We start from the raw sequence: 14,478 nt of genomic DNA, 5'->3' as shown, positions 1-14,478 counted from the left end.
GCATGCAGGCTGAGGGCCGCGGTTTGACCGATAGGGTGTGGAACAGTTTGATATGCTGAAACTCGTCGGTCGCCGGCTTCTCAACTTGCTCCTGACGATCGTCGTGGTCTCCGTGCTGATCTTTTTTGTCATGGGGCTTTTGCCGGGTGATCCGGCGGCGATCATGCTCGGCACATCTGCAAGCCCCGAAACGCTCGCAGCCTTGCAGCAGCAAATGGGATTGGATCAGCCGCTGCCCATTCGTTACCTGCACTGGCTGGCTGGCGTTTTGCAGGGTGACCTTGGGCAATCCATGACCTATGGCGTGCCGGTGACAGGTCTGATTTTTGAAAGGCTGAAAGTCACCGTACCGCTGGCGCTGATGGCGATCGTCCTGTCCATTCTTATTGCCCTGCCGCTTGGTGTTCATGCCGCGCGAAACCGCAGCCGGGCATTTGATGTCATGGTTGGTCTGTTCTCCTATATCAGCATCGCGGTGCCAGGCTTCTGGGTCGGATTATTGTTGATCATCCTGTTTTCGACCCTGCTTGGCTGGATGCCCGCCGGCGGTTTTCCCGGATGGCAGGCTGGTGTGTTTGCCAGCCTCCAAGCGCTTGCCATGCCAGCCGTGGCACTGGCGCTGTCGCAGGCCGGTGTTTTGACGCGGGTCAGCCGCTCGGCAGTCCTGGAGGTGTTAAACGAGGATTATGTCCGTACCGCCCGCGCCAAGGGGTTGAGCGAAGCAGCGACGATCTGGCGACATGCCTTGCCCAACGCACTGGTGCCCGTGGTGACGATGATTGGTCTGCAATTCACCTTTCTGATCGCCGGTACTGTGCTGGTCGAAAACGTGTTCAACCTGCCGGGGCTTGGGCGGCTTGCCTATCAGGCGCTGACGCAGCGCGATATCATCGTCATGCAAAGCGTGGTGATGTTGTTCTGCGCGCTGGTCATCATCATGAATTTCCTGGTGGATCTGATCTATCTGGTGATTGACCCTCGTTTGAGGGCGCAAACCGCATGAACCCATCTGCTGCCCGTCGTCCGATTTTCCTGATCGGTTTCGTGATCACCGCGCTTTTGCTTGGCATTGCGGTGCTCTCACTGTTCTGGACACCGCATTCGCCAACAAAAATGCAGATCGCCAACAAGCTGAAACCACCGCTTGTCGAAGGGCTGCTCGGCACGGATCATTTCGGCCGGGATATTCTGTCCATGCTGATGGTGGGTGCCTGGAATTCACTCTCCATATCTTTGATTGCCGTTGCGCTGGGCGCCAGTGTCGGCACGCTTATCGGCGTCGTGGTTGCGGCCAAACGCGGCATAACGGAAACATTGGTGATGAGGTTGTGCGACATCATCTTTGCGTTGCCACCCATTCTTTCGGCGATGATGCTGGGGGCGTTTATCGGAGCAGGGCGGTTTACGGCCATCATCGCCATTGCCGTGTTCATGGTGCCGGTTTTCGCGCGGTTGACGCTTGGGTCTGCCTTGCAGATCTGGACCCGCGATTATGTGACCGCAGCTGTTGCCATGGGGCGCAACCGCATGCAGATCACGTGGACCCATATCCTGCCCAATATTGCCCATATCATCACCGTGCAGGTGACCATCCAGCTTGGTCTTGCCATACTGACTGAAACCGGCTTGAGTTTCCTGGGGCTTGGCATGCCACCACCAACTCCAACCTGGGGGCGGATGTTATCGGAAGCGCAAACCTATCTCGGTGTCGCACCATGGCTTGCGATCATGCCCGGCATTGCCATCGCACTGGCCGTTCTTGGTTTCAACATGTTGGGAGATGGACTTCGTGATCTGCTGGATCCGCGCGCACGTTAATCTCAACCTGCGTAGTGAACTTTCTTACAATCATTTGACGCGCTATGTCTTTGTTTTCCTTTCTCGTTCTGAAGTCTGCAGACGGGATTTTTCTGTTCATATTTCCTGACACCTCTTTGCTGACAAGGCCATGGCGGTACCTGTTTTTCAGGCGTATCCTTGAAGGCTCTGTTTGACAGCAGGCTGCAAAAAATGGCAGCAAACGGGGCAGGATTCTTGAGAAAGGCGCTTGTGAATGGCAAAGCGATCCGAGACTGGCAGTCGTCTGGATGATGCGGCACGGGCCGGGTGGCTCTATTATGTCGCCGGTCGGACGCAGGATGAAATTGCTGCTGCCATGAGCATTTCGCGTCAGACTGCGCAGCGCCTAGTATCGTTGGCTGTTGCCGAACGTCTGATCAAGGTACGGCTTGATCATCCTATCGCCGCCTGCCTTGAAAAGGCAGAAGCCCTGCGCAAGAAATTCGATCTCAGATATATCGAGGTGGTTCCAAGTGACCCAGAGGGAATATCCACCACGGTTGGTATCGGGGAGGCAGCTGCCGCAGAAATCGAGCGCTGGCTGAAACGTCCTGATCCGATTGTTCTGGCCGTTGGAACCGGGCGAACCCTGAAGGCGGCAGTGGACCAATTGCCGCCCATGGAGTGCCCGCAACATCGCATCGTGTCCTTGACGGGCAATATTGGGCCGGATGGTTCAGCCGCCTATTACAACGTCATCTTCAGCATGGCTGATGCCATCAAGGCGCGGCATTTTCCAATGCCTTTGCCTGTGTTGTGTTCATCTGCGGAAGAGCGAGAACTGTTGCATGATCAACCACTTGTTCGATCGACGCTAGCACTTGGCACCGCCGCTGACGTAACCTTTGTCGGTGTGGGTGAAATGGGCGAGAACGCGCCCCTTTGTCTAGACGGGTTCCTCGGAGTAGATGAGATGAAGGCGCTGGTTGCGCAAGGGGCAGCCGGTGAAATCTGTGGCTGGATGTATGACGAGAAGGGACACATTCTCGACAACGTTGTCAACCAGCGGGTTGCCAGTGTGCCGCTGCCCTCGAGAGACACGTCAGTGGTGATCGGTATTGCTCAAGGGACACGCAAACAACTGCCGATGCTGGCTGCTTTGCGAGGGCGTTTGCTCAACGGTCTGATTACCGACGAACGCGCTGCTGAATATTTGCTCGCGCGCTGAGCAAAAAATTATCTTTCCTTTTCATGTTGTTAATTGCCGGTCGCATCATTGTGACAGGACGGGGGTTGACTTTATGTTGCAGTAAGTGAGTAATTGCCCTGGAGCAAAGCGAATGCTCAGTTTTCTTCTGGGAGGAAGATATGACATTGAAAACAATTTTGCTGGGCGCATGCTCGGCGCTCGCCTTTGCGGGCATGGCTTCGGCCGAAACCCTCACCATCGCAACCGTCAACAATGGCGACATGATCCGTATGCAGGGTCTGACGGCGGACTTCACCGAGAAGAATCCGGATATCCAGCTTGAATGGGTCACGCTTGAAGAAAACGTTCTGCGTGAACGCGTCACCACCGATATTGCTACCAAGGGTGGCCAGTATGACGTGCTGACGATCGGTAACTACGAAGTTCCAATCTGGGCCAAGCAGGGCTGGCTACTGCCTCTCGAAAAGCTTGGTGACAACTACGACGTTGACGATCTTCTGCCTGCTATCCGTGGCGGCCTTTCGGTTGAAGGCAAACTTTATGCGGCTCCGTTCTACGGCGAATCCGCCATGATCATGTATCGCAAGGACCTGTTTGAAAAAGCTGGTCTGGAAATGCCGGACAACCCGACCTGGGAATTCATTGGCGATGCGGCACGCAAGATCACCGACCGTTCTGCCGATATCAACGGCATGTGCCTTCGCGGCAAGGCTGGTTGGGGTGAGAACATGGCGTTCATCACCGCTCTGACCAACTCCTTTGGTGGCCGCTGGTTTGATGAAAACTGGAAGCCGCAGTTCGATCAGCCGGAATGGAAAAACGCTCTTCAGTTCTATGTTGACCTGATGAAGGATGCTGGCCCGGCCGGCGCATCTTCCAACGGTTTCAACGAAAACCTGACCTTGTTCCAGCAGGGCAAGTGCGGCATGTGGATTGATGCCACGGTTGCTGCATCCTTCGTGTCTAACCCGAAGGATTCAACCGTTGCTGACAAGGTTGGTTATGCCATCTTCCCAACGCAGGGTGAGCTGAAGAACCACGGCAACTGGTTGTGGTCCTGGAACCTGGCAATTCCTGCCAGCTCGCAGAAATCCGAAGCGGCTGAGAAGTTCATTTCGTGGGCAACAAGCAAGGATTACACCGCGCTTGTCGCTTCCAAGGAAGGCTGGTCAAACGTTCCTCCGGGCACGCGCACCTCGCTCTATAAGAACGAAGAATACAAGAAGGCGGCTCCTTTTGCTGAGCCAACACTTGCAGCGATGGATGCGGCTGACATCACCAAACCAACGGTGAAGCCGGTGCTGTACACAGGTGGCCAGTTCGTGGCGATCCCTGAGTTCCAGGCGCTCGGTACAACGGTTGGCCAGCTTTTCTCGGCTGTCGTTGCAGGCCAGTCCAGCGTCGATGACGCCCTTGCCGGTGCACAGTCCACCGCAACGCGCGAAATGACCCGCGCTGGTTACATCAAGTAATCCTCCTGAAGACCGCTGTCCGGCACATGTTGCCGGGCAGCGGGCATGCTCCGGCCGCTGGAAGCGGTTCGGCAGGGCCTGCGTTGACACCCGTTCAAAACAAGAAAACGCCAGACGTTGTTTGCTCGTTGAACACGTAACGTCATTGGGAGGGAGCCGCATCGATGGCTACGCAAAATACAAAAAACCTGGCGCGTGTGATGATGGCGCCCTCCGTTTTGCTGCTGCTGATCTGGATGATCGTGCCGCTGGCAATGACGCTCTGGTTCTCATTCCAGAATTATAACCTGCTGAACCCGGCCAATGTCAGCTTCGCGGGTCTTTTCAATTACAAGTTCTTCTACACCGATCCCGCCTTCTTCCAGTCGATTTGGAACACGCTGGTGATCGTTGGTGGCGTGCTGCTGATTACCGTTGTCGGTGGCATTGCGATTGCGCTGTTGCTTGACCAGCCCATTTTCGGGCAGGGCATCGTGCGCATCATGATTATCTCCCCGTTTTTCGTCATGCCGCCGGTTGCCGCGCTGATCTGGAAAAACATGATCATGCATCCCGGCTACGGGGTGCTGGCGGACCTGAACAGGCTGTTCGGGTTTCAGCCGGTCGACTGGTTTGCACAATTTCCCCTGTTGTCCATCGTCATCATCGTTGCGTGGCAATGGTTGCCCTTTGCGACGCTGATTCTGCTGACGGCTCTGCAGTCGCTTGACGGTGAGCAGAAGGAAGCCGCCGAAATGGACGGCGCCAACTTCATCAACCGGTTTATCTATCTTGTGCTGCCGCATCTGGCGCGTGCGATCACAGTTGTCATTCTGATCCAGACGATCTTCCTGCTGGGCGTCTATGCGGAAATTCTTGTCACGACCAATGGTGGCCCCGGCTACGCATCGACCAATCTTGCCTTCCTCATCTACCGCACGGCCCTGCTGGGATATGATGTGGGTGGGGCTTCCGCTGGCGGTATCATCGCCGTTGTTCTGGCCAATATCGTCGCCATCTTCCTGATGCGCGCCGTTGGCAAAAACCTGGACCGATAGGAGGCTTTGTCATGGCACGCCAGATTACCACCGGACGAAAAATCGGTCTGACAGTTGCCGCCTGGGCGGTTGCGTTGATCATCTTTTTCCCCATTCTCTACGCGTTCATCACCAGCATAAAAACTGAACCCGAGGCAATTGCCGGCTTTAGCCTGTGGCCGTCGGGCACGTTTGAAAACTACGTGACCGTGAACACGCAGCGTGACTACTTCAAGCCATTCATGAACTCGGTCATCATTTCGGTTGGCTCGACCGTTCTGGCGCTGATCGTTGCCATTCCGGCAGCATGGGCGATGGCGTTTTCGCCGACCAAACGCACCAAGGATATTCTGATGTGGATGCTGTCCACCAAGATGATGCCGGCGGTTGCGGTGCTGGTGCCGATTTACCTGATGTTCCGCGATGCCGGCCTGCTCGATTCACGCATTGGCCTCACCATCATGCTGATGCTGATCAATCTGCCGATCGTGGTGTGGATGCTTTACACATACTTCCGCGAAATTCCGGGTGAAATTCTCGAAGCTGCCAGAATGGATGGCGCTTCGCTCTGGAATGAAATCGTGCATGTGCTGACACCAATGGCCGTGCCAGGCATCGCGTCAACACTGCTGTTGAATATCATTCTCGCATGGAACGAGTCATTCTGGACAATTCGTCTGACGACCACGAATGCAGCTCCATTAACCGCATTTATTGCTTCCTTCTCCAGTCCCCAAGGTTTGTTCTGGGCCAAGCTTTCGGCCGCATCGATGATGGCGATCGCTCCCATCCTCGTCCTTGGCTGGTTTTCGCAGAAGCAACTCGTTCGCGGCCTCACCTTCGGCGCGGTCAAATAAGGATAAAAACAATGGGCAGCATTTCTCTTAGAAAAGTCTCGAAAGCCTTTGGTGAGGCCAAGGTCATTCCATCCATCGACCTTGATATCAACGATGGTGAGTTTGTGGTTTTCGTTGGTCCTTCCGGCTGTGGCAAGTCCACACTGTTGCGTCTGATTGCCGGGCTTGAAGATGTGTCCGGTGGCCAGGTCATCATTGATGGCAAGGACGTAACAGAACGGGCACCAGCAGAACGTGGTCTCGCCATGGTGTTTCAGTCCTATGCGCTTTACCCGCATATGAGCGTGCGCAACAATATCGGTTTTCCGCTGAAAATGGCCAAGATGGACAAGGATGCCATCGACAAGAAGGTCACGGATGCGGCCAATATTCTGAACCTGACCGATTATCTGGAACGCCGCCCGTCGCAGCTTTCCGGTGGTCAACGCCAGCGTGTTGCCATTGGCCGTGCCATTGTGCGTGAACCCTCCGCCTTTCTGTTTGACGAACCGCTGTCCAACCTGGATGCGGCACTACGTGGCACCATGCGTCTGGAAATCTCACAGCTGCATAACACGCTGAAAACAACGATGATTTACGTCACCCATGATCAGGTGGAAGCCATGACCATGGCCGACAAGATCGTAGTGCTCAATCGCGGTAACATCGAGCAGGTCGGCTCGCCGATGGAACTTTACCGGACGCCTGCCAACCTGTTTGTGGCCGGCTTTATCGGTTCGCCACGCATGAACCTCTTCAAGGGTGCTTATGCCCAATCCAAGAATGCTGTGACGGTTGGCGTAAGGCCCGAACATATCTCGCTGTCGCATGACAATGGCCTGTGGAAGGGCAAGGTCATGGTCGCTGAACATCTGGGATCGGACACGTTCCTGCATCTGGATGTCGAGGGCATTGGCAATCTCACGGCGCGTGCCGGTGGTGAATTCCAGTGCAAGCATGGCGACACCGTTTTCTTAAGCCCGGATGAGAGCAAGCTGCATCGTTTCGACGAGCGTGGTGTTGCTATCGTTTGATGAAAGCCCTGGCCGCCTTTGGGCGGCCGGCATCAAGAATAACCTTTCCTATCGAGGATAGTCCCATGACCCATAAACTCTCTCTGGCAACACTCGATCAGGTAAAAGCCACCGCCTCTGTTCCTGCCTATTCCCGTGCGCAGCTTTCCGCTGGCATCGTCCATTTCGGTGTCGGCAATTTTCACCGCGCCCATCAGGCCGTTTATCTGGATGACCTGTTCAATGAAGGTCAGGACCATGACTGGGCACTTGTTGGTGCCGGTGTTTTGCCGTCCGATACGGCCATGCGGGAAAAGCTGGCTGCGCAGGATTTCCTCACAACGGTGGTCGAGCAGGACAACAATCGCACCGCCGCCCGCGTCACTGGCCCGATGATCGATATTCTGAAAGTTGGTGATATCAACACCATCGTTGAGACATTGGCCGATCCCAAGATCCGTATCGTCTCAATGACGATCACCGAAGGTGGTTACTTTATCGATGCGTCCGGCTCATTTAACCCGGCGCATCCGGCAATCGCCGAGGACGGCCGCAATCCGGCAACACCAAAAACGGTGTTCGGTTTTATCGTGGCCGGTTTGAAGGTCCGCCAGGAGCGCGGCATCCATCCCTTCACCGTAATGTCCTGCGATAACATTCCGCACAATGGCAAGGTGACACAAAACGCGGTGGTTGGCCTCGCAAAACTGTCCGATCCAGCTTTCGCAACATGGATCGAAGCCAATGTTGCCTTCCCCAATTCAATGGTCGACCGCATTACCCCTGCAACGGGTGAGCGAGAGATCAACATTGCTCGCAACGATTTCGGCATTGAAGACAATTGGCCGGTCTTCTGCGAAGAGTTCAAGCAGTGGGTGATGGAAGACAATTTCCCGGCTGGTCGCCCGAAGCTCGAAAAGGTCGGCGTGCAGTTCGTGCCGGAGGTTGCCCCCTACGAGCATATGAAAATCCGTATTCTCAATGGCGGTCACGCGGCCATTGCCTATCCGGCTGCGCTGCTGGACATTCACTTCGTGCATGAGGCAATGGAAAACCCGTTGATCCGTGCTTTCCTTGCCAAGCTGGAAAAAGACGAAATCATCCCGGTTATCCCCCCGGTGCCGAATACCGATCTCAATTCCTATTTTGATCTGATCGAGCGTCGTTTCTCCAATCCGAAGATTGGCGACACCATTCCGCGTCTGGCGCAGGATGGCTCCAACCGACAGCCGAAGTTTATCCTGCCATCCACGGCAGATCGCCTGTCCCGCGGAGAGGATATTGTCGGCCTGTCGCTGGTTTCCGCCCTCTGGTGCCGTTACTTCTATGGCACGTCGGATAGCGGCCAGAAGATCGTCTTTAACGATGCCAGCGCTGAGCGTCTGCAGGCAGCCGCCGTCAAGGCCAAGGATGATCCAGCCGCGTTCCTCGTGTTCGATGACATTTTCGGTGAGGTTGCCAAATCGGAACTTTTCCAAAAACGCTTCAGCCATGCCTTGCAGACGTTGTGGAGCCAAGGTACGGCAAAGACACTGGAACTTTATATGCAAAACAAGCTCGTCAGCTGACGAAAGAGATGTGCCATGCAAATCGAAAACATTCCTTTGCTGATTTTCGACTGCGATGGCGTCCTCGTTGACAGCGAGCCGCTGTCAATTGCTGTGCTGATCGAAATGTTGACGCATCTTGGCGTCAACATTTCAGAAGAAGACGCATATGATCGCTTCCTCGGACGCAGCGTCACCAGCATGATTTCCACGTTGTGGAACGACTATGGCGTCGAAACCGATATTGATTTTCTCGATCATATGCGAAGCCTCCTTTATGAGCGTTTTCGCACTGACCTAAAGCCCGTGACCGGAGTGGGGCAGGCGATAGACAGCTTGCAATGCCGTCGCTGTGTTGCCTCATCAAGCCAGCCCGAGCGCATTCGTTTTTCCCTTGGGCTGACCGGGCTTTTGGACAAACTCGAGCCGCATATATTCAGTGCGACCATGGTCAAGAATGGCAAACCTGCCCCTGACCTTTTCCTGTATGCGGCAGACACCATGCAAGCCAACCCGGCAGATTGTATCGTGGTGGAAGACAGCCCCGCCGGCATCATCGCCGCCAAGTCCGCAGGCATGACAGTTCTTGCCTTTACCGGCGCAAGTCATGCCCGCTTTCCGGCATTTCGCCAAAAAATTGAACTCCTGCAACCGCACGCGGTGTTTGACGACATGGATGATTTGGTTCACCTTGTCGATCAATTTACAAAAAGCGGTCATGCAACCAGTGAAAGACCGATGCGTTCTTGAAGCCTGATTCAGGGTCCGGTTTTCGAATGGTGCCAAGGGGTGGGAATTATCCATATGCGTGAATTTCTCGTTGCGGTCGATGTTGGCACCGGCAGCGCGCGCGTGGGCGTATTTACGGCGGATGGTATTTTGCTGTCGCGTATTGCCCATCCCATTTCGATGAACCGGCCGCAGGAAAACCATGCCGAACATCAATCGGACGAAATTTGGCAAGTGGTATGCCGGTGTGTGCGAGAAGCGCTTAATTCTGCCAAAGTGAGGGCTGAGCAGGTCACGGCCATCGGCTTTGATGCAACCTGTTCGCTTGTTGTGCGGGGACCGAAGGGCGAGCCGGTTTCCGTATCGGTCACTGGCGAAGACCGCTTCGACACCATTGTCTGGCTTGATCACCGCGCGCTTGCGCAAAGCGACTATCTCTCCGCGTCCGACCATCCGGTGCTGGCATTTTCCGGGCAATCCATCTCGCCTGAGATGCAAATCCCCAAGCTGATGTGGCTGAAAAAGCAATTACCGGAAACCTGGGCGCGATCCGGTTACTTTTTTGATCTTGCTGACTTTTTGACCTGGAAAGCATCCGGTTCTGCCAACCGTTCCCTTTGCACGTTGACGGCAAAGTGGAACTTTCTGGCGCATGATGGTGGTTGGTCCAACGATTATCTTGCGATGGCCGGTCTTGAAGACCTGTTGCCCCGTGGCAGTCTGCCATCCTCGGCAATAGGACCTGGGGAAAGTGTCGGGTTTGTCTCTGCCGAAGCGGCCGAGCAGTTAGGGCTGGATACGGGCTGCAAGGTGGCGGCCGGAATGATCGATGCCTATGCCGGAGCACTTGGTGCCTTGGGTGGTTGCCTGTCGGATGATGTTGAAAAACATGCAGCGTTGATTGCCGGCACCTCGAGTTGCCTTGTTGCGTTCTCGGAAAAACCAAAACCGGGGCGCAGCCTGTGGGGGCCATATTGGGATTGTGTGTTGCCCGGTCATTGGCTGGTGGAAGGTGGGCAGTCAGTCAGCGGCGGTCTGCTTGATTTCATCGTGCAAATGCACGCGGCCGGTGGCAAGCCGGAAACCTCCCTTCATCAGCGCATCGAGGAACGGGTTGCGCAGCTTCGTGCTTTGGAGGGTGCCGATTTTGCCAGCCGATTGCACGTGCTTCCCGATTTCCATGGCAACCGGTCGCCTCTGGCCGATCCACACGCGCTGGGTGTGATCAGTGGCCTGACGCTTGATATGTCGTTTGATGGATTGTGCCGGCTTTATTGGCGCACCGCCGTGTCGATTGCCCTCGGCACGCGCCATATTCTCGAAGCCATGGAAGATGCGGGTTATCATATCGACACGCTGCATGTGACCGGAGGCCATGTGCACAGTTCGCTGTTGATGCAGCTTTATGCCGATGTCACGGGCCGCAACATTGTGCTGTCGAAAACGGTGGATGCGGTGCTGTTGGGTACGGCGATGACGGCGGCGTCTGCTGGCGGTGTACATGCCGATCTTTTCCAGGCTGGCAAGGCCATGCATTCGGCTGGTAGTGTGTGCATGCCAAACACGCAGCTGGCAGGCAATTACGACAGGGATTACCGTCGCTTCATGGTCATGCAGCGACACCGTGAAGAACTGGACGCGCTTTAGAACGACAGCGTGCGGCTTAATTCAAGCATGCGCTGGCTGCGGTCATCATTGCCGATTTGCAGTTGTTTGGTCAGCGCGCAGACCAGAAAATCAATCATCGACAGAAGCTGAATGGCACTGCCATGATCTGCCATTGGTACAAGTGGTATCATCAGGCAGATGCTAGCGCTTCCCGGACCCCATTCGTAATAGCGGCCAGTGATGAGCACCACGGTGTAACCTGTTTTGACCGCTTCCTGTCCGAGGCGCTGCAAATGGCCGGGATTGCCGCCACAATCCAGAAGGATCAGCGTTGTGGTGTCCGGTTTGCCATCAAAAAGTGCGACGTATCCGGCACCCTTTTCTTTCAGGCGTTGCACGTTGCAACGCTGTTCCAGCAACTTCGAATGCAGGTAATCGGCTATGCAGAAGCTGTCGCAGCACGAGGCAATAAATACGTCGTCGCTTGCGGCAATGGCGTCCAGTGCCTGTTGCCAGACTGGCTGACGACAGAGATCGTAGACATTCTGAATGGATTGCACCTGCTGTAGCAGCAGGGCGGAGAGGGCGTTTTCCGGCGTGTCGGGCTGCTTGGGTGCCACGATATCGGTTTCGGTCAATTTCAGCGACGCTGGATCGCGCAGATGCTGGCGAATGTCACTGAACTGCTGGTACCCGAGTGAGCGGATAAAACGACCTACAGTCATCGGGCTGAGATTGAGGCGTTGTGCGAGCGTTGCGGCTGTTTCGAATGGCAATTCTGCAAGATGTTCGAGAAGATATTTTGCGATTCTACGCTCGGAAGGCGTTCCGAATTTCAAAAGCCGGGTCAGTTTTAAGAGGAGGTTTTCCAACGCCGTTTGCCTGTCGATCGCGACACTTTTGGGAGCGTGCCGCATAAGTTGGCAAACTATTTCCCCCATAAGCTGTCATGGAATAAACATTAAATTAGAAGATGCTTTTTTTCAAGCCAAATCTTGGGTGTTGCATTTACAAATTATTAATGCTGATGGGCCTGTCCATTGCGGTCAGTTGCCACGTTCCCTATGTGGGAAGGTACTAGCGGTTTTGCGAGGGACTGAATGATTTTTGATGCGGCGCGATTGGCTTTGGCCAATATTCTTTCACCTGAATCCCGGTCGGTTTTCTGGAAGGTTTTGGGCCTGACATTGCTTGTTCTGGCAGGCCTTTGGGTCGCCGTACGGCAGTTGTTCATTTACCTCGCGTTGCCGTGGATCGACACGCTTTTGCCGGGTGTTCCGGATTGGGCGGGGTGGCTCGGTTTTGTGTTTGCCATTCTGGCAGGCATCGGACTTGCGTTGGCATTGGCTTTGCTGATTGCACCGGTTACGGCGATCATTGCCGGTCTGTTTCTCGATGATGTCGCCGAGGTACTTGAGAAACGCGATTATCCGCAGGATCCGCCCGGTCGCGCCATGCCGATGGGGGCTGCCATTTTGGCGTCTATCAAATTCTTCGGTGTGATCATCGTCGGCAACGTCATTGCCTTGCTGTTGCTTCTGGTTCCCGGCGTCAATCTGGTCGCCTTCTTTCTCGTCAATGGCTACCTGCTCGGGCGGGAGTTTTTTGAATTCGCCGCCATGCGCTTTCGCACGCCGCAAGAGGCGCGCGAGCTTCGGGCAAAACATGCCGCGACCGTGTTTACCGCCGGTCTCGTGATCGCGCTGTTTCTGGCGATCCCATTTGTCAATCTGCTGACACCGTTGTTTGCCGCCTCGCTGATGGTGCATTTGCACAAATCCATCAGCCGCCGTGAACCGCCATTACTCGCGGAAAAGCTGGGCCGGTAATTCGACAAGCGGCGCCGGAATATCCCAGGATTTTTCCGGCGACTTGCAGATATCTGCAATCACGCATCGCTCGCATTCCGGCTTGCGAGCCTTGCAACAGTAACGCCCATGCAGGATCAGCCAGTGGTGGGCGTGGAATAGATATTGTTCCGGGATGATTTTCATCAACTTGTCTTCAACGTCATCCGGGGTCTTGCCCGGTGCCAGACAGAGCCGGTTGGCAATACGAAAGACATGTGTATCAACCGCCATTGTTGGTACGCCAAACGCCATCGACATCACCACATTGGCGGTCTTGCGTCCCACGCCAGGAAGCGTGATCAATTCTTCGCGGGTCTTTGGTACCTCGCCACCAAAGTTGTCGATCAGCATGCGTGACAGAGCAATGACGTTTTTGGCCTTGTTACGATAAAGGCCGATCGTCTTGATGTGGCCGATCAGGTCTTCTTCGCCCAGCTCAAGCATTTTCTGAGGCGTATCGGCAATCTTGAACAAAGCGCGGGTGGCGCGGTTCACACCAATATCGGTGGCCTGCGCGGACAGTGCCACTGCGACAAGCAGCGTGAAAGGATTGGTGTGTTCCAGTTCGCCCTTCGGCTCAGGTCGCTGCACGGAAAAACGTCTGAACATCTCCTCCAGCTCCGCCTTTGAGTAGAGCGAGCGGGGCGTGCGTCCTTTGCGCGCAGATGTCTGATTTGACTTTTGCAATGTTTGGGTGCTGGATCGTTTCTTCGGTATTGTCATGCCTTCATCTATAGCTCGTGTGGTGGATTTTAAATACGCCTCATTCGAGGCTAGGTGGGGAGCGTATTTAAAATCCATAAACCACACGAGAATCAAACAAGTTCTAGTCACCCTTTTGAATCTGAAGTTCATTCTGCGCGTGCCAAACAGTGTGACGAACTTCAGATGCAGGTGACTAGCCGGAATGCGGGAACGCAACGTGGATACGATAAACGATGAACCGGTTTTTGCTGCGCAACTGGTGCCGCATCGCTCACTTGGGCGAAAGGGTTTCCGGGTTCTGTTGCTGCTGACCGGAATGGCCTGTTTGCTGTACGGGGTATTTTTCATCATCACCGGTGCCTGGCTGGTTGGCCTGTTTTTCGGGCTGGACTTTTTGCTGCTTTATATCGCCTTCAAGCTGAACTACCGGGCAGCCCGCAAGCGCGAGGAAGTGACGGTATGGCGCACGCGCCTTTCGGTGCGCAAATATGCGCCGTCAGGGGCAATGGTGGAACATGTGTTCAACCCATTCTGGGCCCGGTTTCGGGTGCGCCGCCATGACGAATTCGGCATTCTTTCCATGCATGTATCAGGGCAGGGGCAAGTGACGGATGTCGGCTCCTTTCTCAATCCGGATGACAGGGAAAGTTTTGCCAAGGCATTCAAGGGTGCTTTGGCAACCGTCCGACGCAGAATTTGATGCTGTGCCCGAT

The 14,478-nt window shown here is 55.0% G+C and carries 14 protein-coding genes; 12 read left to right on the top strand and 2 right to left on the bottom strand.

What is annotated here, in order from left to right; genetic code table 11:
* The first annotated feature begins 52 nt into the window (after nucleotides 1–52).
* The 10 genes from RT613_RS00630 (at nucleotide 53) to RT613_RS00585 (ending at nucleotide 11,249) form a co-directional block, all read left to right on the top strand.
* Nucleotides 53–1,003: an ABC transporter permease gene (locus tag RT613_RS00630; RefSeq protein ID WP_313612144.1), complete on the top strand. Its 951-nt coding sequence runs from the start codon at nucleotides 53–55 to the stop codon at nucleotides 1,001–1,003.
* Nucleotides 1,000–1,818 carry an ABC transporter permease gene (locus tag RT613_RS00625; protein WP_313612142.1) on the top strand — a complete coding sequence of 273 codons (819 nt, stop codon included), beginning with the start codon at nucleotides 1,000–1,002 and terminating at the stop codon, nucleotides 1,816–1,818. The genes RT613_RS00630 and RT613_RS00625 overlap by 4 nt, the downstream gene beginning before the upstream one ends.
* 235 nt (nucleotides 1,819–2,053) lie before the next feature.
* Complete coding sequence (locus RT613_RS00620; protein ID WP_313612141.1) at nucleotides 2,054–3,007, top strand: sugar-binding transcriptional regulator; 954 nt, start codon at nucleotides 2,054–2,056, stop codon at nucleotides 3,005–3,007.
* 140 nt (nucleotides 3,008–3,147) lie between these two features.
* Entirely contained in the window at nucleotides 3,148–4,461 is a 1,314-nt protein-coding gene (locus RT613_RS00615; RefSeq protein ID WP_313612140.1) for a sugar ABC transporter substrate-binding protein, read from the top strand.
* Nucleotides 4,462–4,625: 164 nt separating this feature from the next.
* Complete coding sequence (locus tag RT613_RS00610; RefSeq protein ID WP_313612138.1) at nucleotides 4,626–5,498, top strand: sugar ABC transporter permease; 873 nt, start codon at nucleotides 4,626–4,628, stop codon at nucleotides 5,496–5,498.
* Nucleotides 5,499–5,509: 11 nt separating this feature from the next.
* Nucleotides 5,510–6,334 carry a carbohydrate ABC transporter permease gene (locus RT613_RS00605; protein WP_313612137.1) on the top strand — a complete coding sequence of 275 codons (825 nt, stop codon included), beginning with the start codon at nucleotides 5,510–5,512 and terminating at the stop codon, nucleotides 6,332–6,334.
* An 11-nt stretch (nucleotides 6,335–6,345) separates the two neighbouring features.
* On the top strand, nucleotides 6,346–7,347 hold the full coding sequence (locus RT613_RS00600) for an ABC transporter ATP-binding protein (protein WP_313612136.1): 1,002 nt from the start codon (nucleotides 6,346–6,348) through the stop codon (nucleotides 7,345–7,347).
* Nucleotides 7,348–7,412: 65 nt separating this feature from the next.
* Nucleotides 7,413–8,894, top strand: coding sequence for a mannitol dehydrogenase family protein (locus RT613_RS00595; RefSeq protein WP_313612135.1), 1,482 nt, complete (start codon nucleotides 7,413–7,415; stop codon nucleotides 8,892–8,894).
* A 15-nt stretch (nucleotides 8,895–8,909) separates the two neighbouring features.
* Nucleotides 8,910–9,623 (top strand): HAD family hydrolase, encoded by a 714-nt coding sequence (locus tag RT613_RS00590; protein ID WP_313612134.1) that lies wholly within the window; start codon nucleotides 8,910–8,912, stop codon nucleotides 9,621–9,623.
* Between the two features lie 54 nt (nucleotides 9,624–9,677).
* Entirely contained in the window at nucleotides 9,678–11,249 is a 1,572-nt protein-coding gene (locus RT613_RS00585) for an FGGY-family carbohydrate kinase (protein ID WP_313612133.1), read from the top strand.
* Here RT613_RS00585 and RT613_RS00580 read toward each other — a convergent pair.
* Nucleotides 11,246–12,082, bottom strand: a complete 837-nt coding sequence (locus tag RT613_RS00580; protein ID WP_313612131.1) for a MurR/RpiR family transcriptional regulator — start codon at nucleotides 12,080–12,082, stop codon at nucleotides 11,246–11,248. The two genes, RT613_RS00585 and RT613_RS00580, sit on opposite strands and share 4 nt — an antisense overlap.
* Nucleotides 12,083–12,310: 228 nt before the next feature.
* Between RT613_RS00580 and RT613_RS00575 the strand changes: the two genes are divergently transcribed.
* Nucleotides 12,311–13,039, top strand: coding sequence for a sulfate transporter family protein (locus RT613_RS00575; protein WP_313612130.1), 729 nt, complete (start codon nucleotides 12,311–12,313; stop codon nucleotides 13,037–13,039).
* Here RT613_RS00575 and nth read toward each other — a convergent pair.
* Nucleotides 13,013–13,783: an endonuclease III gene (nth, locus tag RT613_RS00570; protein ID WP_313612255.1), complete on the bottom strand. Its 771-nt coding sequence runs from the start codon at nucleotides 13,781–13,783 to the stop codon at nucleotides 13,013–13,015. The genes RT613_RS00575 and nth overlap by 27 nt on opposite strands.
* Nucleotides 13,784–13,967: 184 nt before the next feature.
* Between nth and RT613_RS00565 the strand changes: the two genes are divergently transcribed.
* Nucleotides 13,968–14,465, top strand: coding sequence for a DUF2244 domain-containing protein (locus RT613_RS00565; protein ID WP_313612128.1), 498 nt, complete (start codon nucleotides 13,968–13,970; stop codon nucleotides 14,463–14,465).
* Nucleotides 14,466–14,478 lie beyond the last annotated feature (13 nt).

Origin of the sequence: Agrobacterium sp. (assembly GCF_032092815.1) — a bacterium.
GTDB lineage: Bacteria > Pseudomonadota > Alphaproteobacteria > Rhizobiales > Rhizobiaceae > Agrobacterium.
This window is presented reverse-complemented; position numbering and strand designations above follow the sequence as displayed.

What these genes read in the sequence shown, in the direction of transcription:
- RT613_RS00625 (WP_313612142.1), top strand. Translation starts at nt 1,000, where the DNA reads ATGAACCCATCTGCTGCCCGTCGTCCGATTTTCCTGATCGGTTTCGTG.
- RT613_RS00615 (WP_313612140.1), top strand. Translation starts at nt 3,148, where the DNA reads ATGACATTGAAAACAATTTTGCTGGGCGCATGCTCGGCGCTCGCCTTT.
- RT613_RS00590 (WP_313612134.1), top strand. Translation starts at nt 8,910, where the DNA reads ATGCAAATCGAAAACATTCCTTTGCTGATTTTCGACTGCGATGGCGTC.
- nth (WP_313612255.1), bottom strand. Translation starts at nt 13,783, where the DNA reads ATGACAATACCGAAGAAACGATCCAGCACCCAAACATTGCAAAAGTCA.
- RT613_RS00610 (WP_313612138.1), top strand. Translation starts at nt 4,626, where the DNA reads ATGGCTACGCAAAATACAAAAAACCTGGCGCGTGTGATGATGGCGCCC.
- RT613_RS00565 (WP_313612128.1), top strand. Translation starts at nt 13,968, where the DNA reads ATGCGGGAACGCAACGTGGATACGATAAACGATGAACCGGTTTTTGCT.
- RT613_RS00605 (WP_313612137.1), top strand. Translation starts at nt 5,510, where the DNA reads ATGGCACGCCAGATTACCACCGGACGAAAAATCGGTCTGACAGTTGCC.
- RT613_RS00630 (WP_313612144.1), top strand. Translation starts at nt 53, where the DNA reads ATGCTGAAACTCGTCGGTCGCCGGCTTCTCAACTTGCTCCTGACGATC.
- RT613_RS00620 (WP_313612141.1), top strand. Translation starts at nt 2,054, where the DNA reads ATGGCAAAGCGATCCGAGACTGGCAGTCGTCTGGATGATGCGGCACGG.
- RT613_RS00575 (WP_313612130.1), top strand. Translation starts at nt 12,311, where the DNA reads ATGATTTTTGATGCGGCGCGATTGGCTTTGGCCAATATTCTTTCACCT.
- RT613_RS00600 (WP_313612136.1), top strand. Translation starts at nt 6,346, where the DNA reads ATGGGCAGCATTTCTCTTAGAAAAGTCTCGAAAGCCTTTGGTGAGGCC.
- RT613_RS00595 (WP_313612135.1), top strand. Translation starts at nt 7,413, where the DNA reads ATGACCCATAAACTCTCTCTGGCAACACTCGATCAGGTAAAAGCCACC.
- RT613_RS00585 (WP_313612133.1), top strand. Translation starts at nt 9,678, where the DNA reads ATGCGTGAATTTCTCGTTGCGGTCGATGTTGGCACCGGCAGCGCGCGC.